The sequence below is a fragment of the Paucibacter sp. Y2R2-4 genome (genome assembly GCF_025717535.1).
Lineage (GTDB): Bacteria > Pseudomonadota > Gammaproteobacteria > Burkholderiales > Burkholderiaceae_C > Paucibacter_A.
Map to the genome: position 1 here is coordinate 884,172 of NZ_JAJIRO010000001.1, position 23,173 is coordinate 907,344.

The window sequence follows — 23,173 nt, forward strand, 5'->3', positions numbered from 1 at the left end:
AATCAATCAGCCCAGGCGCACACGTGGGTCCACCCAGGTGTAGGCCAGGTCGATCAACACATTGCTGGCGATAAAAAGCATGGCGCCCAAGAAGACCATGCTTCGCACGATGGCGAAGTCTTGGCCGCTGATGGCCTCGATGGTGAAGGCGCCCAAACCAGGAATGCCAAAAAAGCTCTCAAACACCAAGCTACCCATGAAGACATAGGGCAGATAACTGCCGGCACTGGTCAGGATAGGAATCCAGGCATTGCGCAAGACATGGCGGAGCAAGACGCGCTGCTCGCTCAGCCCTTTGGCTCGGGCGGTTCGCACATAGTCGCGCCCGGCCTCTTCCAAGAGCATGGCGCGGTACAGGCGCGCCTCGCCCCCTAAACGCGACAAGACCGACAAGATGACCGGCAGCAACAAGAAGCGAATCGCATCCAGCCCTTCCGCGTAGCCATTCATCGGCACCAAACGCAAGACGCGTGAGAAAAAAAACTGGCCGACGATGATGTAAAACAGACTCGAGATCGACAGCATCAGCACGCACAAGACCACGCCCCAGAAGTCGATCGCCGAATTGCGAAAGAACACCAAGAGCAAGGCAAGCGCAATGCTCACCAGCATTTGCAGCAGGAAGAGCGGCAGCGCCAGTTGCAGGCTGACGAGCATGCGCGTTTTGATTTCATGGCCAATCTGAACCGCTTGGCGGGCATCCGAGCGGCCAAAGTCAAACAGCATCAGCGACACCGATCGCTCCCACAAAATCGTGTGCGTGAGTTTGTCCGTGCCCGAGGCATGTGCGTCCCAGACCAGCGGCTTGTTATAGCCGCGCTCGGTCTTCCATTGCTCAATCTGGGCCTGGCTGACCCGCTTGCCGCCGATGTTCAGGCGCGCCATATCGTCCGGCGTGTTGACGGTGAAGAACAAAAAAAAGGTCAAGACATTGACCCCGATCAGGATCAAGAGGCCATAGCCCAAGCGGCGCAAGAAGTAGGCCATCATGGCGCGCCCTTCTCCGGCTGATAGCCCGGTGCCTGGGCCTGCTCGCGCAGCGCAAATGCGTGACGAGTGCGCCAGACGATCAAGCCGCTGCCCAGGGCCAAAAGTAGCAGGGGCCACCAGATCGGGTGATTCCAGTCACTGATCTTGCGGCTGCGCTGCTTCGCATCAAGGCGGGCATAGCGCAGCACATCGCGCACCACGATGCTGGGCTTGCCGTTGTAGACCCAGGGCTGGTAAGCCATGCCCACAAAAGGCCAAAAGCCCCAGGACCAGGGCGCGTCCTCGCGCACGATGCTGACCATTTGATCGATGACCCGCTGCTTCTCGGGGCCGTCGTCCAGCGTCTGCAAGCGACGATACAAGTCGTCATACGCGGGGTTCTCGTAGTTGGCGGCGTTCTCGCCCTCAAACTTGGACTTGGCATTCGGCCCATAAAGCAAGAAGAGGAAATTCTCGGCGTCCGGGTAGTCCGCGAACCAGCCCCACCAAAACACCTGATGCTTGCCCTTCAAGACCTTTTCTTGAAACTGGTTGAAGTCGGTGGCACGCACCTCCAACTGCACGCCCAGCTTGGCGAACTGACGCGCCATCCAATCGGTTTCGGCCTTCAACTCCGGACGCATCACACGCTGATAGTCATAGTTCAGCACCAGCGGCTTGCCGGTTTTGGCGTCGCGCCCATCCGGGTAGCCGGCTTCGACCATCAAGGCCCGAGCCTGCTCAATGCTGCGCCGCTGCAGCTTGCCGGCCACCCATTCATGGGTAAGCGGATTGAATTGACCGGCCTGACCTTCGCGCGAACCGAACACGCCCGGTGGCACCGGGCCATGCGCGGCCACGCCGCCCTTGCTGCGAAAAATCTGGCCATAGCCCTCTTCCCAATCGATGGCGATGGACAGGGCTTGCCGCAGCTTGCGGTTGCGCTTTTGCTGCTCGGGCGTGTCACCACGCCCCACCACCGGATCGAGCCAGTTGAAGCCGATGTACCAGCTGCTGATGTCCACATCGATGGGAAACTTATAGCCTCGCTCGTCAAACTGACGCGCGACTTCAGCGGAGTCGCTCTTGTCGACCAAGAACTCGACGCCCCAGTCGGTGCGGTCTATCTCTGGCATGTCCAGATAGCCCTGCTTGAAGAGCTCTTTGCGCGCGCCCCCCTCCTTCACCAAGTTGGCAACGATCTTGTCCACAAAAGGCAGGCGCTTGCCGCAGTCTTCCAACAGACCCTGGGCGCGATCGGACGCCGCGCCCTCGCAAGGGTAGAGATCTTCCCGATAGTTTGGATTGCGGCTCATCACATGACGCCTATCCTGCACGTACTCGGTCATCATGAAGGGGCCCGTCCCCACCGGCCATTGGTTCCAGCCCAGGCCGGCCTCGTTCATGCCGGTCTGCGCATAAAAAGCATCCACCTCCCAAGGCACAGGCGCCAGAAAGGTCATGGCCATCCAGTACTGCCACTGCGGATACTTGCCCTTGATGCGAATGCGCAGCAGGTGCCTATTGACGGCCTCGGCGCCGCTCAAGGGCCAGCGGCGCAAGTCCAGAAAAGGCTTGTCCGGCAGGTTCTCGGGCAGGCCGGCCATCAGCTTGGCGTTCTCGGCCCTTAGCAGTTCGCCGTATTCCTTCAGGCCCAGCACATGCTCAGAAAAAAGCGCGAAGAGTGGCGCTTCCAGACGCGGCGACGCATGGCGCTTGAGGGCGAAAACAAAGTCCTCCGCCACCAACTCGCGGCTGCCTCGCTCAGCAAAGTCCAAGGGGGAGTGCTTGGCCGCGATTTGCTGAGGCGTCAGCGCGTGATAGAGCAACTGCCCTTTCGCGTCGCGCGCAAAAGCCGGGTGCGGCGCATACCGCAGACCCGGGCGCAGCGGAATTTCATAGACGCTTTGCGCAATCAAGGCCGGCGCGGCATCGTCGGCCAAACGCCGGCCTTGGGCATCGAGGTAATAGGGCCGCACCACCGCAGCGGCGGCGCGCGGCGTCAGCTGGTAGGGCCGCTTCAGATAGTGATAGCTGTAGAGCGGCTCGTAGATATGAAAGGCATAGGCCGCCTCCGGTGCGCTATACGAGGAGGTCGGATCCAGATAGCGCGGCGAGCGCTCATCAAAAGCAGTAAAGAGCGTGTTCTCGCCCTCGGCACCGGCCGGGTGCGGGCTGTTATTGCAAGCGCCCAGCGCCAGCAAGAAGAGAAAAAAAAGGCCGCGAAGCGCAGCCTGTAGATCAAAGCCCATCAGTGGCTGTGGGCGTGCCCTGCATCATGTTCGTGGGGCTCGTGCGGCTGCTGGGACGCATGCGACTCGTGGTCATGCTTGAGTTGCGGGTCATTTTGCCAACCCATCAAGACATCACGCCCCTGAACCACCAGATCCACCTTGGCACCCACCGGCAGGCAGACCTTGGTGTCCACATGGCCAAAAGGAAGGCCGGTCAAGATGGGCGTTTTGGTGACAGCGCGCACCGCTTCAATCGCCGACTTGAGGCCGTATCCTCGGTCCAGCGGCGACTCGCGCCAGCCGCCAAAGTCACCCAGCACGATGGCTTTTTGCGCATCCAGCACGCCGGCCTGGGCCAACTGCAAGAGGCTGCGCTCGACGCGGTAGGGGTGCTCGTTGATGTCTTCCAGGAAGAGCACTCCGCCCTTGATGCGCGGGAAATGCTTGGTGCCTAACATCGAGTTCACCATGCACAGATTGCCGCCCCACAGCTGGCCGCGCACGGTCAGGCCGTCAAAGCCCTTTTCGGTACGAAAGCCAACAGCCTCCAGCAAGCCGCTCATCGCTTCGGTGAAGCAGTCTTGGGTGACATCGTCCACGCCGCCTTCGTCATTGCTGCGGCCGAAGTCCACGCCCAGTGGGCCGGCCCAGCTTTGCGCCTTGGCATGGGTCAACAGGCCCAGTTGCAAGGCCGTCAAATCGCTTTGACCGACCCAGCGGGTACCCTGCTCCACGCTCTTGGCCAAGAGCTTCCAGTCGATGCGGTCCAGCAAGCGGGTCAGACCGTAGCCACCGCGCGTCGCAAAGGCCACGCTGGGCGCGGCCGCAGCCACTCGGTGAATCGCATTCAGGCGGGTCTCGTCATCGCCGCCAAAACGCTGTTGCTTGTCGAAAGCAGCTTCGTCGATCGTCACCTCAAAGCCCAGCTTGGCCAGGCGCTTGGCGGCCCGCTTGATGGGCTGCGACTTGAGCAGCACGCCGGCCGGGGTGTAGAGGGTCAAGGTGTTGCTGTGGCTCATGAGGAGGTGTCCGTTGAAATGAAATCCGGTGGGAGATCGAGATGGGTGACGTCGCCGGTGGGTATGGGCTCGTCAGGCGTTTGGGCCAGCGCCCGCAGCGCCGCGCGGCGCTCGCGTGCCGCCTCGCGCCGCTGCGCAAAAAACTCGCGCAGCAGCTTGGCGGAGGCCTCAGCCAACACGCCACCCTGAATGCAGGTGTGGTGGTTCAGTTGCGGCTGATCAAAGAGATTGAGCACCGAGCCGGCCACGCCGGTCTTGGAGTCGGGGGCGGCAAACACCACCCGCTTGAGCCGCGCATGCATCATCGCCATCGCGCACATGGCGCAAGGTTCCAAGGTCACGAACAGCTCGCATTCGGGCAGGCGGTAATTGCCCAGCAAGGTGGCCGCGTGGCGCAAGGCCACGATCTCGGCATGAGCCGTCGGGTCATGGGTGGTGATCGGCCGGTTATAGCCGGTGGCGATCACCTGGCCACCGCGCATCAGCACGGCACCCACCGGCACCTCACCGGCAAGCCAGGCGTTATGGGCCTGATCCAGCGCGATGCGCATCGCGTTCTCATCTGCCGCACTCGGCACCCAGGGCTGCATCGCCTCGGTGAGGGGGGAATCAGCGCTCAAGGCGTGGCCTCCGAAGCCCGCTGCGAGCCTTGGTTCAAGGCATCTTGCACCTGCTGACGCACGGCCTCGGTGGCCGCCGCCGGCGGTTGGGCAGCGCCAGCCGCACTCGCCGCCGGCTTAGGCGGCGCGAGTGTGCTGGCCGATCGTTTCATCTGCTGAAGCACGAGGGCCAGCACGACAACCAAGCCCAGAATGCTCAGTGCAGCACGCATGCTTGACGCCGAGTCAATGACTGTTTGCAACAGCGAAGACGCACCGCGTCTTCACTCCCACTCAATGGTGGCAGGCGGCTTGGTCGACACGTCGTAGGTGACGCGGTTGATGCCGCGCACTTCATTGATGATGCGGCCCGACACCTTGCGCAGCAGACCATAAGGCAGCTCAGCCCAGTCAGCAGTCATGAAGTCACTGGTGACCACGGCGCGCAGGGCCACGACATAGTCATAGGTGCGGCCATCACCCATCACGCCCACGCTCTTGACCGGCAAGAAGACGGTGAAGGCCTGGCTGGTCAGGTCGTACCAACTCTTGCCCGTGGCTTCGTCCTTCCAGCCACGCAGCTCTTCGATGAAGATGGCGTCGGCACGGCGCAGCAGGTCGGCGTATTCCTTCTTCACTTCGCCCAGGATGCGTACGCCCAGGCCGGGGCCTGGGAAGGGATGGCGGTAGACCATCTCGGCCGGCAAGCCCAGCTCCACACCCAGGGCGCGGACCTCGTCCTTGAACAGCTCGCGCAACGGCTCCAGCAGCTTCAAGCCGAGCTGCTCGGGCAAGCCGCCCACATTGTGATGGCTCTTGATGGTGGTGGCCTTCTTGGTCTTGGTGCCGCCGCTTTCCACCACATCGGGGTAGATGGTGCCTTGGGCCAACCACTTGGCGCCCTTGGCATCGGCATTGGCTGCCTTGAGCTTGGCGGCCTCAGCCTTGAAGACATCGACGAACAGGCCGCCGATGATCTTGCGCTTTTTCTCGGGGTCGGTCACACCGGCCAGTTGGCCCAGGAAGAACTCGCTGGCGTCCACGCGGATTACCTTGGCGTGCAGCTTGCCGGCGAACATGTCCATGACCATATCGCCTTCGTTCAGGCGCAAGAGACCATGGTCGACGAAGACACAGGTCAGTTGGTCGCCGATGGCGCGGTGAATCAGGGCCGCTGCGACTGAAGAATCGACGCCGCCCGACAGACCCAGAATGACCTCTTCATCACCGACTTGCTCGCGGATCTTGGCGACCGCTTCTTCGATGTAGTCGCCCATGATCCAGTCGCCCTTGCAGCCGGCGATCTCGCGCACAAAGCGGGTCAGCAGTTCCTGACCTTTGACCGTGTGGGTCACCTCGGGGTGGAACTGAACGGCGTAGTAGCCCTTTTCTTCATTGGCCATGCCGGCGATGGGGCAGCTGGGCGTGGAAGCCATCAGCTTGAAGCCCGGAGGCATGGCGGTGACCTTGTCTCCATGGCTCATCCAAACCTTCAGCATGCCGTGGCCTTCCAGCGTGGCGTGGTCCTGAATGCCGTCTAACAGCCGGGTATGACCATGCGCCCGCACCTCGGCATAACCGAACTCGCGGTGATCGCTAGGCTCGACCTGCCCGCCCAATTGCACGGACATCGCAAACATGCCATAGCAGATGCCCAGCACCGGCACGCCCAGGTCCCACACGGCCTGCGGCGCGCGCAGTTCGTGGTCCTCATAAGTCGAGGCATGACTGCCCGACAAGATGATGGCCTTGGGCGCAAACGAGCGGATGAACTCATCGCTCACATCGTTGGGGTGAATCTCGCAAAACACCGCCGCCTCGCGCACGCGACGTGCGATCAGCTGGGTGACTTGGGAGCCGAAGTCGAGGATCAGGACTTTGTCATGCATGGAAGAACTCTCTTGAAATCGGACTTGAAATAGAACTCAAACCGGGGCCGCTGCGGCCACCGCACGCGTACGCGAAAAATGCCGCCACGCGAAGAACAAAGACAGGGCCTGCAGCGCTGCGCAAAAGTAGAACGGCGCGCCAATGCGCCAATCGCCACGCGGCAGACCCGACACCAAGCCCAGCAAGCCAGCACCCACCACCGGGGCGGTGACGGCCATCATGCTGTTCAGCGAGGACACGGCCCCCATGGTTTCGCCTTGGTTGTTGGCATCCGCAGCATTGGAGATCAAGCTTTGAATCGCCGCGCTGACCGCAAAGCCCAGCACATTGAAGCCGATGATGGCGTACATCATCCAGCCCTCGGTCGCCGCACCCCAGACAAAGTTGGTCAAGACGCTGGACAGCAAACCAAACACCACCAAGCGCTGCGCACCAAAAGCCTTCAAAAGCTTGGGCAGCAAGAAGCCCTGCACCAGCACCGACATGACGCCGACGGCGAACAGCGACAAGCCGTTCTCCTTGGGGCCCCAGCCGAACTTGAAGTCGGTGTAGAGCACCCAGCTGGTTTGCAGCACCAGCTGTGCCAAGCCGGACAAGGCGATCACAAAAACCAGGGGACCCACGCCCTTGAGCTTGTTCAGCTTCTTGATGGCGGACACCGGGTTGGCGGTGCGCCACTCAAACTTGCGGCGGTTTTCAGGCTTGAGCGATTCCGGCAATACAAAGAAGCCGTAGCACCAGTTGATCAAGGCCATGGTGCCGGCCACATAGAACGGCAGATGCAGATCGATGGAGCCAAGCAGCCCCCCCATCACCGGGCCCAGGATGAAGCCCATGCCAAAGGCGGCGCCCAGCATGCCGAAGCGCTTGGCACGCTCATCCGGGGCGCTGATGTCGGCCACATAAGCATTCGCCACCGAGGCATTTGCCTGCATGGCGCCGCTGACCAGACGCACGGCAATCAACATCCACAGCGCGGTGGCCATGGCGGTGACAAAAAAGCTCAGGGCCAGGCCGCAAAAGCCAATCAACATCACCGGTCGACGGCCAAAGTGATCAGACAGCGAACCCAAAATCGGCGAGCCCACAAAATTGGCCAAGCCAAAGGCCAGGGCCACGGCGCCATACCAAAAAGCATGATCGGCTTGCGAGCTGGTGAAGGTGCCCACCAAAGGCGGCAGCACCGGGATGATCAGGCCGATCGAGATCATGTCGATCAACACGGCCACCATGATGAAGCCCATGCCCGCCGACCGGCCCTTGGCCGCCGATGCTGCCGAAGCCGCCGGCACTGCTGGTTTGCCTTCTTGCTGCTGCTCGCTCAATCGAAATCCTTGCTTGGCTGCTTGCTGTTCAATGTGGAACAGGGGCCGAGGCCCCTGTTCTGCGCTGCACTGTCAGCTTATTCCGAACGGTAGTTCGGCGCTTCCTTGGTGATTTGCACATCGTGGACATGGCTTTCGCGCATGCCGGCGGAGGTGATCTCCACAAACTCGGCCTTGTTCTGCATGTCTTCGATGGTGGCGCAACCACAGTAGTGCATCGACGCCTTCAGACCCCCGGCCATCTGGAAGATGACCTGCACCACCGAGCCCTTGTAAGGCACTTGGCCTTCGATGCCTTCGGGCACCAGCTTGGAAGTGTTGGGGTTGTTGGCCGAGGTGTCTTGGAAGTAGCGGTCGGCCGAGCCCTTGGCCATCGCGCCCATGGAGCCCATGCCGCGGTAGCTCTTGTAGCTGCGGCCTTGATACAAGATCAGATCGCCAGGCGCCTCTTCGGTGCCTGCGAAGGCGCCGCCCATCATCACGCAATCAGCGCCAGCAGCGATGGCCTTGGCCAAGTCACCTGAGTAGCGCACGCCGCCGTCGGCGATGACCGGCACGCCGGTGCCGCGCAGAGCGGTCGCGACATTGTCAATCGCCGTGATCTGAGGCACGCCCACACCGGCCACGATACGCGTGGTGCAGATGGAGCCAGGGCCGATACCGACCTTGACGCCGTCAGCACCCGCCTCGACCAGGGCCAAGGCAGCCGCCGCGGTGGCGATATTGCCGCCAATGACGTCCACGCTTGGGAACTTCTCTTTGACCCAGCGCACCCGTTCCAGCACACCGGCGCTGTGACCGTGGGCGGTGTCAACAATCAAAACATCCACACCGGCCTTGACCAGCATAGTGACGCGTTCTTCGGTGTCATCGCCAAAGCCGACGGCAGCACCGACGCGCAGCTTGCCTTGGGCATCGCGGGCGGCGTTGGGGAAGCTGGTCTGCTTGGTGATGTCTTTCACCGTCATGAGGCCGCGCAGCTCGAAGGCGTCGTTGACGACGACCACACGCTCCAGCTTGTGCTTATGCATCAAGGCCTTGGCTTCTTCCAGCGAAGCGCCTTCCTTGACGGTGACCAGGCGCTCGGCCGGGGTCATCATCTCGCGCACGGCCAGGTCCATGCGGGTTTCAAAGCGCACATCGCGGCCGGTGACGATGCCGACGACTTTTTTGCCGTCCAGCACCGGGAAGCCCGACACGCCGTGCTGACGCTGCAATTCCACCACGTCGCGCACCGTGGTGCTGGGGGTGATGGTGAAAGGCTCCAACACAATGCCCGACTCGTAACGCTTGACGCGGGCGACTTCAATCGCCTGGCGTTCGGCCGAGAGGTTTTTGTGGACGATGCCAATACCGCCTTCTTGCGCGATGGCGATGGCCAAACGCGCCTCCGTCACCGTGTCCATGGCCGCAGAGACCAGGGGCAAATTCAGGCGAATATTGCGGGAAAGCCGGGTGGCAAGAGAGGTGTCGCGAGGCAACACTTGGGAGAACGCTGGCACCAACAACACATCATCGAAGGTGAGCGCTTTTCCGAGTAGGCGCATAAGGGAAGCTCCAGACGCAAAGCGGCATTATACGGAAGCCGAGCCGACCCCATGGCAAGCCGGCGCAGGGATACACTCAAAACATGCTCAAAACAAGCTTCCCCTCTGCCCTTCGACCCCTTGGCCTAGCCCTCTCGGTCTTCTTGGCCTTGTTGTGCGCTGCGACGCCAGCTCAGGCGCAATGGAAGTGGCGCGACGCCAGCGGCAAGCTGCAATTCAGCGACTTGCCGCCCCCTCAAGGCACGCCGGAGAAGGACATCCTGCAGCGGCCCGCGAAGCAAACACAAAACGTCATCGTCGTGCCCTATGGCCAGGCGGCCAGCACCCCAGCCCCAGCCAGCAAAGCGACGGGAAGCCCAGACAAGGCAGAACTCGACCGCCAAGCCAAGCAAAAACAACAAGACAAAGAAGCCGAAGCCAAGAAGAAGGCCGAGGACGCCAAATTGGCCGAACAGCGGCGCGAAAACTGCCAGCGCGCCCAAGAAAACTTGAAGCTGCTGCAAGACGGCGTTCGCCTGACCCGAAGCAACGAACGCGGTGAAACCGTGGTGCTGGATGAGCGCCAGCGCGCTGAAGAAATCCAACGCAGCCGCACCGTGGCCGCTAGCGAGTGCCGCTGAAGGCTCAGGGGCCGGATCAGGGGCCGGTCTTGCCGCCCAACGGACGGTGGCGCGAAATGATGCGCTGGCCGCGGTCTTTGTAGCGCTGCCGACGGGCCTCTTTGGGGTCCACGGTCAAGGGGCGGTAAACCTCAATGCGATCCCGCTCTCGCAGCGGCGTCTCCAAGGGCCTGAGGCGGCCCCAGACGCCAATCTTCAACTCGGCCAAGCGCGGCAGTTGATCCGCAAATGCTGGGCAAGCGCGCAGCACGGCCTCGATCGTGTCACCCGCTCGTGCGCTCAAGCAAAGATGGCGCACATCGCCCGCCTGCGGACTCCAGACCAACTCAAGCTGGATGAGCTCATGCGCCTCAGCGGGGGCCATAAACGGATTCAGCACGCTGGACAAAGCGTTCGACAAAGGTATTTGCCACCCGATCAAACACAGGGCTCACCACCGCCTCGAGCGCCACGCTGGAGAACGCATAGCGAAGCTCAAACTCGATCTTGCAGGCCAGTTCGCCTTCCTCGGCGCTGCTACCGGGTTTGGACAAAGGCAGAAAACGCCAGTCGCCATCCAAGACGGAGAACGGGCCATCGACCAATTGCATGCCGACGCGGCGATTCAATTCATGGGTGTTGCGGGTCGTGAAGGCGTGGCGAACTCCGGCATAGGCTAAGGACAAACGCGCCGTGACTTCATCCTGATCCTGCGCCAGGACTTCCGCCCGTTCGCACCATGGCAAGAACTCCGGATAACGCTCCACCCCGACCACCAGGTCGTACATCTCGCGGGGCGAGTACCAGAGTAAAACTGACTTTTTGACGTGCTTCATACAATGGGCGGATTGTATTGGCGACCAGCGCCCTGCTCCGAGCAAAGCTCGCCCCGCCAATCAGCCCAAAAAAGAACAAGCCTTTATGTCCACATCTTCGAGCTCCAACCGGCCGCCTCCCAAGGCCAAGCCCGCCGTCAGCACCGCACCCATCGCCGAGAACCGCCGCGCCCGCTTCGACTATTTCATCGAAGAGCGGCATGAGTGCGGCATCGTGCTGGAAGGCTGGGAGGTCAAGGCGATCCGCGCCGGTCAGGTGCAACTGACTGACGGCTATGTGTTGATCAAGGACGGCGAGCTTTTCCTGATCGGCTGCCGCATCAACCCTTTGCGCACCGCCTCCACCCATGTCAGCCCTTTGGCCGACCGGACCCGCAAGCTGCTGATGAAGAAGGCCGACATCCGGCGTTTGGTCGGCAAAGTCGAGCAGCGCGGCTTCACCCTGGTGCCGCTGAATCTGCACTACAAAGGCAGCTATGTGAAGGCCGAGATCGGCCTGGCCAAGGGCAAAGCCGAGCACGACAAGCGCGACACCGAGAAGAAACGCGATTGGGAGCGAGAAAAAGGGCAGCTCATGAGACACGCGACAAAGTCGCGGGGCTGAGGCGCGCAGCGACTCGCTGCCCTTTTCGCTAAAAAGGGCAGCTGATGCGCCACGCGACCAAGTCGCGCAGCTGAAGTCGCCTCAGGCCTTCAAGACCTCAAGCGCTTGCGCCAGGTCGGCGCGCAAATCGGCCTCTGCTTCCAGACCGATGGCAAAACGTACCAGATGCCCCTCGCTGTAGGGCAAGCCTAGCGAGCGGCTGCGGCTCATGTTGTAGGGCACGGCCAGGCTCATGGGGCCTGCCCAGGAGTAGCCGATGCCGAAGTACTGCAGCGCATCGACAAAAGCATCCACCTGGGCCGCGCTGTACTGCGGCTGGAACACGACCGAGAACAAGCAAGCCGCCCCGCCGCTGCTGACTTCGCGCCAATGCGCATGGCCCGGTGAACCAGGTAGAGCGGGGTGCAAGACCTGGGCCACTGCCGGCTGGGACTGCATCCAAGCGGCCAGCGCACGCGTGGTCGCATCCTGGGCACGATAGCGCAACTCCATCGTCGGCAGACTGCGCAGCACCAACTCCACATCGTTTTGCCCCAGGCCATAGCCCAGATGCTCGTGCATATAGTTCATGCGCTCATGCAAAGCCAGGTCGCGGGTGCAAACCGAGCCCATCAGCACATCGGCGCCACCCGAGGGGTATTTGGTCAGCGCGTGCATGGAGATGTCCACACCAAAGCCCGGCTCACTGTCAGGCAGCAAATCAAAGGCCTTGAAGGCCACGCCGGCGCCCCAGGTGTTGTCCAGAACCGTGGTGATGCCGCGCTCTCGACAGCAGCGCAGCAAGCCAATCAGATCAGGAAATTCCAAGGTGATGGAGCCTGCCGCCTCCAGCCAAACCAGCTTGGTCTTCTCGTTGATCAAAGCGCTAAAACCGGCCACATCGAGCGGATCGTAAAAACGGTGCTGGATGCCAAACTGCGGCAGCAGTGATTCGCTCAAATAACGGTTTTGTCCATAGACATTGTCCGGCACCAGCACCTCATCGCCGGGCCGAAGCAAGCTGAGCGACACCAGGGTCACGGCCGCCAATCCGCTGGGTACCAGCAGGCAATGCTCAGCCCCTTCCAAGCCGGCGATGCGTGCACCCAGGGTGTAGCTGGTCGGCGTTCCGTGCAAGCCGTAGCGGTAGCTCTTGCCGTCACGCGGGCGGAACTGATGCAGATCGGCGGTGTTCTTGAACAGCACCGTCGAGGCCTTGAAGACGCCGACCGGGTGCGCAGCCCAGCCTTCGGGCGGCTGATAAGGGTGGTGAATCTGCTGGGTTGCCAAGGCAAGGGCTTGGGCTGCGGCCGGTTCGGGTTTGCTCACGGTGGGATCCTGGAAAGGCACTGAAAAAACAAAACGGGCCTAAGCCCGCTTTGATTCTGACTCAGATCGATGCCTAGTCTGAGCTTGAGAAGTTTTCGTAGCGAGCGGCTGCCAAGCTAGGCGGACGGAGCGCAGGAACCGGAACGTACTTGCTGTACGTGAGGATTCCGAGCACCGGACCAACGACGCATGGCGGTCGCGCAGTAGAAAACTCCAAGCTCTCAGATCGGCATGCCGATCAGGTCATGTCCTTCCACCGCAACGATACGCGCGCGGGTGAACTCGCCGACCTTGAGCGTCTTGCTGGCCTTCTCAGGCGGCAGCAGGCGCACCGTACCGTCAATCTCAGGCGCATCGGCATAGGTCCGGCCGACACCACCTTTGCGACCCAGGGCCGGCGCGGAATCGACCAGTACCTGCATGGTGGCACCGACGCGGGCGCGCAACTTGTCGATAGAAACGGCTTCGGCAATCTGCATGAATCGCGCACGACGTTCTTCACGCAACTCAACCGGCAGCGCACCCGGCAAGTCATTGGCCGTGGCGCCGGTCACCGGCGAGTAGGCGAAGCAGCCGGCGCGGTCGATACGAGCCTCGCTCATGAAGTCCAGCAGGTACTGGAATTCTTCTTCAGTCTCGCCGGGGAAGCCGGCGATGAAAGTCGAGCGGATGACGATGTCCGGGCAGGTCTCGCGCCAGCGCAGAATACGCTCCATATTCTTTTCGCCGCTGGCCGGGCGCTTCATGCGCTTGAGCACATCAGGGTGGGCGTGCTGCAGCGGCACGTCGAGATAAGGCAGCACCAGACCTTCGGCCATCAGCGGCAGCACCTCATCCACATGCGGATAGGGATAGACATAGTGCAGACGCACCCAGGCGCCGTACTGCTTGGCCATCTCGCCCATTTGCGCCACCAGATCCAGCATGCGAGTCTTGACCGGCTTGCCGTCCCAGAAACCGGTGCGGTACTTGACGTCCACGCCGTAGGCGCTGGTGTCCTGGCTGACCACCAGCAACTCCTTGACGCCCGACTCGAACAGGGCGCGCGCCTCGTTCAGCACATCACCGATCGGGCGCGAAACCAAGTCGCCACGCATGCTAGGGATGATGCAGAAGGTGCAGCGATGGTTGCAGCCCTCGCTGATCTTCAGGTACGCGTAATGCTTGGGCGTCAGCTTGATACCGGCAATGCCGCGCGACTCGGGCACCAAGTCAATGAAGGGATCATGCGGTTTGGGCACATGGGTGTGCACCGCGTCCATCACCTCTTGGGTCGCATGCGGGCCGGTCACGGCCAAGACGCTGGGGTGCATCTCGCGCACGAGGCTGCCAGCATCGCTGCTGCTGGCGCCGGCCTTGGCACCCAAGCAGCCGGTGACGATGACCTTGCCATTCTCGGCCAGGGCCTCGCCGATGGTGTCCAAGCTTTCCTTGACGGCATCGTCGATGAAGCCGCAGGTGTTGACGATCACCAGATCGGCACCGGCAAAAGTCTTGGAGGTTTCATAGCCCTCGGCCCGCAACTGGGTGAGGATCAGTTCCGAATCGGTCAAGGCCTTGGGGCAGCCCAAGGATACAAAGCCGATCTTGGGGGCGGCGCCCGCCGCAGCTGCAGTCGGGCTAGGGGTGATGGTTTCGCTCATCTGCCGATTTTCGCTCATTTGGCGCGGCAGCGATCAAAGAACGGGCGCAAAAGCCCGCCCAGATTACTTCTTCGGCGGGAAACCAGGCATACCCGGAATGCCTGGGAACAGGGTGCTCGCTTTTTGCAGCTGTTCCTTCATTTGCTCTTGCATCTGCTCTTGCATCTGGGTGAACAGATTCTTGGATTGCTCGGCGTAGCCACCCATCCAGCCCTGCAGCATCGGCGACTGAGCCCCCAGGAACTGCGCCCACGACTCGGGACTGAAAGCCAGGCCCTTGCTTTGCTCGGCAAACTTGGACTGCATTTCGCCAAAGGTCTGCACATTGCGCTCGAGGTAATCCCCCATCACACCCTGCATGGCATGGCCATAAAAACGAATGATTTGCGCCAGGGCATTGGTGCTGAACATCGGCACGCCGCCGGTTTCTTCTTCCAAGATGATCTGCAAAAGGATGCTGCGCGTCAGGTCTTCGGCGGTTTTGGCATCGCGCACCTCAAAGGCCTGCCCGACCAGCACCATCTTCTTCACATCGGCCAGCGTGATGTAGCTGCTGGTTTGCGTGTCGTAGAGGCGCCGATTCGGGTACTTCTTCAAAACACGCACATCGACTGCCGACTCAGCTCCACCTTGCTCTGGCGCATTGGCCGCTTTATCAGCTGCCGTGCTCTTGCGGGCAGTCACCATGATGCAGAACTCCTAGTCGTTTCGTCCGGCAGCGTGACCCAATGCCTCGTGCTCAAACGCCCTGCCCCTGCAGGCTCATTGTTATTGTGCGGGTGCAGCAACATTTTAGAAGCTAGGAACTGGCTCAACCGAGGGGAAATACCCCGGCGTTGCGAGGCGGCATCGCCACGCACATCAAACAAAGATCCGCTTTCGACGCTCTTCAACGCAAAGCCGATCCTCGACACGCGACGGTCAATCCATCGGCCACTGGATGGACGCGCCGAAAAGCAAAAAGCCCGACAGATCTGCGATCTACCGGGCTTCTTATTTCAACGTTACTTGAAGGTAACGCCTACCTAATTTGGTAGGCGCGATTGGACTCGAACCAACGACCCCCACCATGTCAAGGTGGTGCTCTAACCAGCTGAGCTACGCGCCTCAAGAGCTTCGCAGTATAGCACGCATTTTTTGGCGCTGTCTACACTTTGATGAAAACTTCTTTATTTTCTTCTGGCGCTGCGCACGCCATTGATCTGAGAAAGCAGTCGAAGCACCTGGGCAAGGCGTCCTGAATCGGCCACTTCGACGGTGAAGTTCATCCACGCGGTGTCACTGCGAGCCGACTTGACCGACTGCGTATTCACCGCGATGACGTTCATCTTTTCTTTGGCCAAGACTTCCAGCACGTCGCGCAACAGGCCCTGGCGGTCCGAGCCCTCTACGACCACATCGACCGGGTAGAGCGCGGGGCCGCGGCCCTTGCCCTTGGGGTCCAAGGGGCCTGACGCGGAACCACCCCATTCAACTTCGATGACTCGCTCAGCGGCGCGATCGGCCATTTGGCGGAAGTTAACGCAGTCCAAACGATGAATGGCCACGCCCTTGCCGCGGGTGACGTAACCTCCGATCGAATCGGGTGGCGCCGGCCGACAGCATCGCGCCAGATTGGTCAGCAAAGAGTCCACGCCGACCACCAACACGCCGCCTCGCGGCGCACTGCTACTGCCCCGACTACGGCGCTGTGCCAGCAACTCGTCGGTGTCCGGCTCAGGCGTTGGTGGGCGCAAGAGCAATTCAATATTGCGCAGCGAATACTCGTCCTTGCCCACCACTTCAAACAAGGCGTCGGCATTCTTGAAGCCAAGGCGGCCGGCCAAATCCTCCAGCTTGATGGCGGTCTTGCCTTCGCGCTGCAGCAGCTTTTCCACCGACTCGCGGCCGCGCGCAATCGTCTGCCGCTGCGCGAGGGCATTGAACCAAGCGCGCACCTTGGTGCGCGAACGCTGGCTTTGCAAAAAGCCCAACTCGGCATTCAACCAATCAAGCGAGGGGCCGCCTTCCTTGATGGCCGTGATCTCAACCGTTTGGCCATTCTTCAGCGGCGTGTTCAGCGGCACCATGACCCCATCGATCTTGGCGCCGCGGCATCGGTGACCCAAATCGGTATGGACGGCATAAGCAAAGTCGATCGGCGTCGCGCCCGCCGTCAACTCAACAATGGAGGCTTGAGGAGTGAACACATAGATGCGTTCATCGAAGGCCCCAGGCGCCGTTTCACCGCTCGCAGCCGGACTCTGACGCTTCGCAATCAGGCCAGCGCCGTCCTCTGCCACGGAGGACTGAATGTCGCCCTCAACAAAGTCGCGCTCCCAGGCCAACAATTGTCGCAGCACCGCCTTGCGGGCCTGCGCCACCTGATCCTCGAATTCCCCTGCGGCGCTGACGCCGGCATAGCCGCGAGCGCCCGCCTCTTTGTAAGCCCAATGCGCAGCCACGCCATGCTCGGCATGCTCATGCATGGCCGCGGTGCGGATCTGCACCTCCATGGCACGTCCATCGGCGCCCAAAACCACCGTGTGCAGCGATTGATAGCCGTTCGGCTTGGGGCGAGCGATGTAGTCATCAAACTCCCCCTCCACCGGCTTGTACTTCTCATGCAAACGGCTCAGCACCGCATAGCAGTCCGCCACCGTGGGCACGATGACCCGCAGCGCCCGCAAATCAAACACCCGCTCCAGTGCCAAATGCTTGCCGCGCATCTTTTTATGGATGCTGTAGAGATGTTTGGGTCGCCCCTGCACCTGGGCTTGCAAACCAAAAGCGGCCAGGTCTTCGTGCAGGGCATGGCGCGCTGCTTCAATGCTTTGCTCGCGGACGACGCGGGTTTCAAGCAAGGCCTTGGCTATGTCACGGTAAGCCTGCGGCTGCATGAAGCGAAATGACAAATCCTCCAGTTCCCACTTGATCTGCCAAATGCCCAGTCGATTCGCCAATGGCGCGAACACCTGCTGAGATTCAGCGGCGAGGCTCTGTGGGCATTCACGCTTTGACGCAGCGAAGTAGCGCAAGGTTTGCAAACGCGAGGCCAGCCGCAACAACACCACCCGCAAGTCGCGCGAGAAAGCCAACAGCATCTTGCGTACTCGCTCGGTCTGTTCGCTGCGCTGTGCCGCTTCCACGCGCGCCTCGCGAGCCGCCCGCTGGATCTGGACCAAGCGGCGGGTGTGCATCACCAAGCTGGCGTACGACTCGCCAAAGGCCTTGGTGACCACTTCCTCAGGCTTGTTCAAGAAGTCACCGGCATAGACCAGGTAAGCCGCGGCCTGCATGGCTGGCGCCGCCCCGATGCCGGCCAGAATGGCGGACACCCCATCGGCATGCACCAGCGCGTCTTCGCCCGTGTCCAAGCATTGGCCGCTCAGCAGCGGCTCCGCAAAGGCCCGCGCACGCGCGACAGGAGCAACAGCATCTTGCGAGACCTGAGTTGCGCCCGGCATGCCGGCACCCTCCGTCAATCCCACTGGCTGCAAATCGACATCGATCAGCGCCACGATAGGCGCTGCCTGCTGCTCACCCTGCCCCGCAATCAAACCCGTCTTCATACCACTCCAAGAAAGGCCCTCACCCGTTCAATCTGATCGGGCTGAACCAGCGTCGGCGCATGACCCACACCTGCCAATTCTTGCACCTCGGCGCGCGGCCCTCGCCCGGCCATGGCTTGGGCGGTCGCGGCGGTTAAGAGATCAGACTCTGCGCCGCGCAAAAGCAAGGTTGGGCATTGCAGCGTGTCATAGACCTGCCAGAGCGCTGCGGTGCCGGCCGCCGCCAACTCAGGCGTCACGGCAGCAAATGCTTGCGCAATACGCGGGTCGTAATGCAAGCGCCAGCGATTGGAGTCGGCCTCAGGCTTGAGCATGGGCCTCGACAAGGCCGTCCATTGCTCGGGGCTGTGCGGGCCAAAGCCCAACGAGATGCTCGAAAGGTAATCCACGCCTTCTTGAAAGCTGTCGAACTGCATTTTTTGCCCGAGGTAGCTGGCAATACGCTGCAAGGCGGCGTACGCAATCTCCGGCCCCACATCATTGAGCACCAGTCGCCGCACCATGGGTTTGGCGGATCCGCCTCGCAAAGCCGCCAGGCCCATGCCGATCAGGCCGCCCATCGAGGTGCCGACCCAATCCACCTGCTCCACATCCAGCCGGGCCAGCAAGCTCACCATGTCAGCCACATAACTGGGTATTTGATAGGCCGCCGGATTGGCCAGCCAGTCTGAATGCCCACGCCCCGCAACATCCGGGCAAATCACGCGGTAATGCGAACTCAAAGAACGGGCCAAGACGTCAAAGTCTCGCCCCTGCCGGGACAGGCCATGCACACAAACCAACACTGGGGCCACGTCCCCCGCAGGCAAGGGGGAGCGGCAAGCCCACTCCCAATAGGCCATGCGATGCAGACCCGCTTGACCCACACAGTTGACGAATTTCAGTTGCGCTTCGCTCATGGTGTTCTTCCTTCTATAGTCCATCCTAGCAACCCCGAAAGGAATCCGAGATGTTGAAAGGCAAGACTGCCCTCGTAACCGGCTCCACCAGCGGCATCGGACTGGGCATCGCCCTGCGCCTGGCGGCTCAGGGCGTCCATATTGTGCTGAACGGCTTCGGCGATGTGGCCGGGCCGCGCGCGCAAGTCGAAGCCCTGGGCGTCAAGGTCGGCTACCACGGTGCTGACATGAGCAAGCCCGCAGAAATTGAAGCCATGATGCGCTATGTCGAAGCCGAGTTCGGCGCCTGCGATATCTTGGTCAACAACGCCGGCATCCAGCACGTGGCCGCCGTTGAAGACTTCCCGGCCGAGCGCTGGGACGCCATCATCGCCATCAATCTCAGCTCGGCCTTTCACACCACCCGCCTGGTGCTGCCGGGCATGAAGCAGCGCGGCTGGGGTCGAATTCTGAACATCGCCTCGGTCCACGGGCTGGTCGCCTCGGCACAAAAGTCGGCCTATGTGGCGGCCAAGCATGGCCTGGTCGGCTTCACCAAGACCGTGGCCCTGGAAACTGCGGCCAGCGGGATTACCGTCAACGCCATTTGCCCAGGTTGGGTGCTGACGCCATTGGTGCAAAAGCAGGTGGAAGCACGCGCCAGCGCCGATGGAGTCGACGAAGAAGAGGCCAAACGCCGCCTGCTCGCCGAAAAGCAACCGTCCTTGCGTTTCACCACACCCGAGCAATTGGGCGACTTGGCGGTGTTCTTGTGCTCCGAGGCTGCCAGCAATGTCTGCGGTCAGGCCTGGAGCTTGGATGGGGGTTGGACGGCGCAGTAAGCACCAAGGCCGCCCCTGAGCCTTCAAGCTGGGGCGGCTTTTTACCTTTAGCGCGCGGTCATCACCACCGAGCCATTGACGGTGACGTTGACCGAAGCCTTGCCCGCCTCGACCGGCAAAGCCTCGTCGGCCGAAGCCGCCATGGCCTTGAAGCGCATCGGCGGAGCGGCCATGGGCATCATGCCGGGCTCCGAGCTGCTGACATTGACCTCACCGATGGCATAGCCGCCATAACCGAACTGCTTGACGTAGTCGCTGGCGCGCGCCTTGAAACGCTCAATGGCCTGCACCACTACCTCGGCCTCGGCCTTCTCGCGCGCTTCCTTGGACAGGCTGTAGCCCACCCGCGCAATGCTCATGCTGCCGATGCGGCCGCTGAGCTGGGCGATGCTGGCCGCGTCGCGCCCTTCCACCAAAAGCTCGGCCGTGCCTTGCCAACCATTGATGCCGCCTTTGGGGGCATAGCGGGGGTAGAGCGAGAAGTTGCCGGTCTGCACCTCGACTTGGCCCGGCTTGGCCACCTTGCGGGCCTCCGCCAGCGCGGCATCCAGCGCTTGCTTCAAGCCGGACTGCACCACGGCGGCATCGCTGCCTTCCTTGGTGGTCGAGAAGGCGATGCTCAACACATCACGGGTGACCTCCATACTGGCCGTCGCACTCAGATTGAGCCGATCGCGGGGCATCGGTTCCGCAGCAGCGGCCAAGCCACTGGCCACCATCACACTCAAGCCAGCCATCAGGACTTTCTTTTTCATAACACTCCTGTCGGTGAAAACCCTCAGCTTAGCGCACGCCGTCCTTCAAGCGTTGACAGGACAAAGTGCGAAGTAGTTCGCAGCTCGCCGGAAGCTGCTGCGTGGCAGACCCGCCAAGTTGTTAATGAGCTGTAACCGTCGCGCTGTGCGCGTAGAAATCCAGGCAAAACCCACTGACAATGCGTTTGTTACAAATTCGTTTGCGGCGGCCCTCCCTGCACGCAGCCGCGAATTCCAAGAAAGAGAAACTGCCATGTCCAGCACCAGCCAGAGCCCGACCCGGACTACCCGCATCCTGGTTGTCGATGACGACGCCCGCATCCGCGACCTGCTGCGGCGCTACCTGAGCCAAGAAGGTTTTGAAGTCCTGCTGGCCGAAGACGGCCGCGCCCTGAACAAGCAACTGACTCGCGAAACCGTCGACCTGATCGTGCTGGACTTGATGCTGCCTGGCGAAGACGGCCTGACCATCTGCCGCCGATTGCGCGCCGCCAACGACACCACGCCCATCATCATGCTGACCGCCAAGGTCGAAGATGTGGACCGCATCGTGGGCCTGGAAGTCGGCGCCGACGACTACCTGAGCAAGCCCTTCAACCCGCGCGAACTGCTGGCTCGCATCAACGCCGTGATGCGCCGCCGACCGGCTATTGAGGCACCCGGCGCGCCTTCCAAAGAGCCGATGACGGTGAGCTTCGGCCCCTTCGAGTTCGACTTGGCCTTGCGCCGACTCTCGCGCGATGGCGAAACCCTGCCCTTGACCACCGGCGAGTTCTCCATGCTCAAAGCCCTGGTGCGCCACCCGCGCCAACCGCTGAGCCGCGACAAGCTGGCGCAACTGGCCCGCGGCCGCGACTTCGAACCCTTTGACCGCAGCCTGGACGTGCAAATCTCGCGCTTGCGCAAGTTGCTGGAAACCGACCCCGCGCAGCCGCGCTACATCCAGACCGTCTGGGGTGTGGGTTACGTTTTCGTGCCGGACGAGAAAGGCTGAGCTTGTCTCCATCGTCTGATTGGGTGAACTGAGGCCATGCCGCGCCCCCAAATCGCGCTCAATCTGTTCTGGCGCACCTTTGCCCTGCTGGCCTTGCTGCTCCTGGGTGGGGTGCTGGCTTGGCAACAAACCTTCAAAGTGCTGGAGGCCGAGCCACGCGCGCTCGAGGCCGCCCAACAACTGGCTGGACTGGTCAACCTGAGCCGGGTGGCCCTGGCCGACACCGACAGCATCAACCGCGTGGCCGTGCTCAGCAGCTTGGCACGCAGCGAAGCGGTGCAAGTGCGCCTGGCCGAAGCGCATGACAGCTGGCAGCCCTATGACATGAATGCCTTCGCCAAGCAATTGGCGGCGGAGTTGCGCAGCAAGCTGGGGCCTTCAACCTTGGTGGCACGCAGCGTCAACGGGGCCTCGGGTCTGTGGGTGCGCTTCAGCATCGGCGACGAGGCTTATTGGCTGCAGACCAGCCCCACGCCGCTGAGTATCTCCAGCTCCAGCAATGTCTTGTGGCTGCTGATCGCCTTGGTGGCCACGGTCTTGGGTTCGGCCGCCATCACACGGCTGATCAACCAACCTTTGCGCGAGCTGAGCATTGCGGCACACCGCATCCGCGAAGGGGAATACGAATCGCGCCTGGACGAGAGCACCCGCACCAGCGAGATTCGCGACGTCAATATGGGCTTCAACCGCATGGCCCGCGAATTGGCCAAGATGGAAGAAGACCGCACCGTGATGCTGGCCGGTATCTCGCATGACCTGCGCACGCCGCTGGCCCGGCTGCGCCTGGAGGCTGAGATGAGCGTGCCGGACGAGCAGGCGCGCCAGTTCATGGCGCAAGACATCGACCAACTCGACGCCATCATTCACAAATTCATGGACTACGCCCGCCCCTCCGAGTTGCAACTGCAACCGGTGGGTCTGCGCAGCTTGGTGGAACGCGAAGCCCTGGGCTTTCGCAATCCGCAACAACTGAGCATCAGCGTCGAGCTGCCCTCGGACTTGAAAGTTTGGGCCGATGAAACCGAGCTGGGCCGGGTGTTGCTGAACCTGTTCGAGAACGCACGCCGCTACGGCCATGAGCCCGAGCAAGGCGCACGCGTCGAAGTCAGCTGCAGCCAGAGCGGCCCGTGGGTCGCCCTGCAAGTGCGCGACTTCGGGCCCGGTGTGCCGGCTGACAAGCTGGCTCGTTTGACCACGCCCTTCTTCCGCGGCGACGCGGCCCGCACCGCCGCCACGGGCGCCGGCCTGGGCCTGGCCATTGTTGAAAAGTCGGTCCAGCGCCTGGGCGGACAACTGGAAATCGGCAATGCCGAGGGTGGCGGCTTGTTCGCCATCATTCGACTGCAAAAGGCCGGCTGAGCCCCAGCCTCAAGCCTCCCCCTTGTGGGTGACTGGTGAATGGCAACAGTAGCAAAGCAAGCTACGCCGCGTTGCGAATTTTGATACTCCCTTGATCCTGCTGGCGCCGCCGTCAGTGCGGCATGACACTGCGCCGCATTCAGCCCATGCACACCGCAAGGCGCAGTCCCCAGCCGCACCCCTGGCATGGTCGACAGCCCCAAGCGGCGCCTTCACAACAA

21 protein-coding genes and 1 tRNA gene are annotated in these 23,173 nt (G+C 61.9%); 5 read left to right on the forward strand and 17 right to left on the reverse strand.

Translation table 11 applies throughout. The features are described from left to right. Positions 1 to 6: 6 nt before the first annotated feature. The 8 genes from LNV06_RS03865 to guaB form a co-directional block, all read right to left on the reverse strand. Entirely contained in the window at positions 7 to 990 is a 984-nt protein-coding gene (locus LNV06_RS03865) for an ABC transporter permease (protein ID WP_263536908.1), read from the reverse strand. After that, entirely contained in the window at positions 987 to 3,221 is a 2,235-nt protein-coding gene (locus tag LNV06_RS03870) for an ABC transporter substrate-binding protein (RefSeq protein ID WP_263536909.1), read from the reverse strand. The genes LNV06_RS03865 and LNV06_RS03870 overlap by 4 nt, the downstream gene beginning before the upstream one ends. Then, a complete protein-coding gene (locus LNV06_RS03875) occupies positions 3,221 to 4,222 on the reverse strand; it encodes an LD-carboxypeptidase (RefSeq protein ID WP_263536910.1) in 1,002 nt (333 codons plus the stop codon). Before LNV06_RS03875 ends, LNV06_RS03870 begins: the two co-directional genes overlap by 1 nt. Further along, positions 4,219 to 4,812, reverse strand: coding sequence for a tRNA adenosine(34) deaminase TadA (gene tadA / locus LNV06_RS03880; protein WP_263537506.1), 594 nt, complete (start codon positions 4,810 to 4,812; stop codon positions 4,219 to 4,221). Before tadA ends, LNV06_RS03875 begins: the two co-directional genes overlap by 4 nt. A gap of 26 nt (positions 4,813 to 4,838) precedes the next feature. Next, positions 4,839 to 5,054, reverse strand: a complete 216-nt coding sequence (locus LNV06_RS03885; RefSeq protein ID WP_263536911.1) for a hypothetical protein — start codon at positions 5,052 to 5,054, stop codon at positions 4,839 to 4,841. A 51-nt stretch (positions 5,055 to 5,105) separates the two neighbouring features. Then, positions 5,106 to 6,710 carry a glutamine-hydrolyzing GMP synthase gene (guaA, locus tag LNV06_RS03890; RefSeq protein WP_263536912.1) on the reverse strand — a complete coding sequence of 535 codons (1,605 nt, stop codon included), beginning with the start codon at positions 6,708 to 6,710 and terminating at the stop codon, positions 5,106 to 5,108. A 36-nt stretch (positions 6,711 to 6,746) separates the two neighbouring features. Beyond that, entirely contained in the window at positions 6,747 to 8,036 is a 1,290-nt protein-coding gene (locus LNV06_RS03895; RefSeq protein ID WP_263536913.1) for a TCR/Tet family MFS transporter, read from the reverse strand. 77 nt (positions 8,037 to 8,113) lie between these two features. Then, positions 8,114 to 9,583 carry an IMP dehydrogenase gene (guaB, locus tag LNV06_RS03900; protein ID WP_263536914.1) on the reverse strand — a complete coding sequence of 490 codons (1,470 nt, stop codon included), beginning with the start codon at positions 9,581 to 9,583 and terminating at the stop codon, positions 8,114 to 8,116. Between the two features lie 83 nt (positions 9,584 to 9,666). Here guaB and LNV06_RS03905 point away from each other — a divergent pair, with 83 nt between their 5' ends. Beyond that, the gene (locus tag LNV06_RS03905) at positions 9,667 to 10,203 is read left to right on the forward strand and encodes a DUF4124 domain-containing protein (RefSeq protein ID WP_263536915.1); all 537 of its coding nucleotides are present in this window, start codon (positions 9,667 to 9,669) and stop codon (positions 10,201 to 10,203) included. Positions 10,204 to 10,219: 16 nt separating this feature from the next. Here the strand turns inward: LNV06_RS03905 and LNV06_RS03910 are convergent, their stop codons facing one another. Then, positions 10,220 to 10,567 carry an RnfH family protein gene (locus tag LNV06_RS03910; protein ID WP_263536916.1) on the reverse strand — a complete coding sequence of 116 codons (348 nt, stop codon included), beginning with the start codon at positions 10,565 to 10,567 and terminating at the stop codon, positions 10,220 to 10,222. Then, positions 10,554 to 11,018 (reverse strand): type II toxin-antitoxin system RatA family toxin, encoded by a 465-nt coding sequence (locus tag LNV06_RS03915; protein WP_263536917.1) that lies wholly within the window; start codon positions 11,016 to 11,018, stop codon positions 10,554 to 10,556. Before LNV06_RS03915 ends, LNV06_RS03910 begins: the two co-directional genes overlap by 14 nt. An 85-nt stretch (positions 11,019 to 11,103) precedes the next feature. On the opposite strand from LNV06_RS03915, the gene smpB reads away from it, so the two are divergent. Then, positions 11,104 to 11,622: an SsrA-binding protein SmpB gene (gene smpB / locus LNV06_RS03920; RefSeq protein WP_263536918.1), complete on the forward strand. Its 519-nt coding sequence runs from the start codon at positions 11,104 to 11,106 to the stop codon at positions 11,620 to 11,622. Positions 11,623 to 11,703: 81 nt separating this feature from the next. Here the strand turns inward: smpB and LNV06_RS03925 are convergent, their stop codons facing one another. From LNV06_RS03925 to LNV06_RS03950, 6 genes are all read right to left on the reverse strand, one after another. Beyond that, a complete protein-coding gene (locus tag LNV06_RS03925; RefSeq protein ID WP_263536919.1) occupies positions 11,704 to 12,930 on the reverse strand; it encodes a PLP-dependent transferase in 1,227 nt (408 codons plus the stop codon). Between the two features lie 221 nt (positions 12,931 to 13,151). Beyond that, complete coding sequence (gene rimO, locus LNV06_RS03930) at positions 13,152 to 14,573, reverse strand: 30S ribosomal protein S12 methylthiotransferase RimO (RefSeq protein WP_263536920.1); 1,422 nt, start codon at positions 14,571 to 14,573, stop codon at positions 13,152 to 13,154. Positions 14,574 to 14,636: 63 nt separating this feature from the next. After that, entirely contained in the window at positions 14,637 to 15,260 is a 624-nt protein-coding gene (gene phaR / locus LNV06_RS03935; protein ID WP_263536921.1) for a polyhydroxyalkanoate synthesis repressor PhaR, read from the reverse strand. A 344-nt stretch (positions 15,261 to 15,604) separates the two neighbouring features. Beyond that, positions 15,605 to 15,681 (reverse strand) — tRNA-Val (locus tag LNV06_RS03940). 61 nt (positions 15,682 to 15,742) lie between these two features. Continuing rightward, on the reverse strand, positions 15,743 to 18,019 hold the full coding sequence (locus LNV06_RS03945) for a RelA/SpoT family protein (protein WP_263537507.1): 2,277 nt from the start codon (positions 18,017 to 18,019) through the stop codon (positions 15,743 to 15,745). A gap of 101 nt (positions 18,020 to 18,120) precedes the next feature. Further along, positions 18,121 to 19,023 (reverse strand): alpha/beta fold hydrolase, encoded by a 903-nt coding sequence (locus LNV06_RS03950; protein WP_263536922.1) that lies wholly within the window; start codon positions 19,021 to 19,023, stop codon positions 18,121 to 18,123. A 50-nt stretch (positions 19,024 to 19,073) separates the two neighbouring features. On the opposite strand from LNV06_RS03950, the gene LNV06_RS03955 reads away from it, so the two are divergent. After that, the gene (locus LNV06_RS03955; RefSeq protein WP_263536923.1) at positions 19,074 to 19,844 is read left to right on the forward strand and encodes a 3-hydroxybutyrate dehydrogenase; all 771 of its coding nucleotides are present in this window, start codon (positions 19,074 to 19,076) and stop codon (positions 19,842 to 19,844) included. 47 nt (positions 19,845 to 19,891) lie between these two features. On the opposite strand, the gene LNV06_RS03960 is transcribed toward LNV06_RS03955, so the two are convergent. Then, positions 19,892 to 20,599, reverse strand: coding sequence for an SIMPL domain-containing protein (locus LNV06_RS03960; protein ID WP_263536924.1), 708 nt, complete (start codon positions 20,597 to 20,599; stop codon positions 19,892 to 19,894). 253 nt (positions 20,600 to 20,852) lie between these two features. Here LNV06_RS03960 and ompR point away from each other — a divergent pair, with 253 nt between their 5' ends. Next, the gene (ompR, locus tag LNV06_RS03965) at positions 20,853 to 21,593 is read left to right on the forward strand and encodes an osmolarity response regulator transcription factor OmpR (RefSeq protein ID WP_263536925.1); all 741 of its coding nucleotides are present in this window, start codon (positions 20,853 to 20,855) and stop codon (positions 21,591 to 21,593) included. Positions 21,594 to 21,629: 36 nt separating this feature from the next. Beyond that, positions 21,630 to 22,952: an ATP-binding protein gene (locus LNV06_RS03970; RefSeq protein WP_263536926.1), complete on the forward strand. Its 1,323-nt coding sequence runs from the start codon at positions 21,630 to 21,632 to the stop codon at positions 22,950 to 22,952. Positions 22,953 to 23,173: the final 221 nt, after the last annotated feature.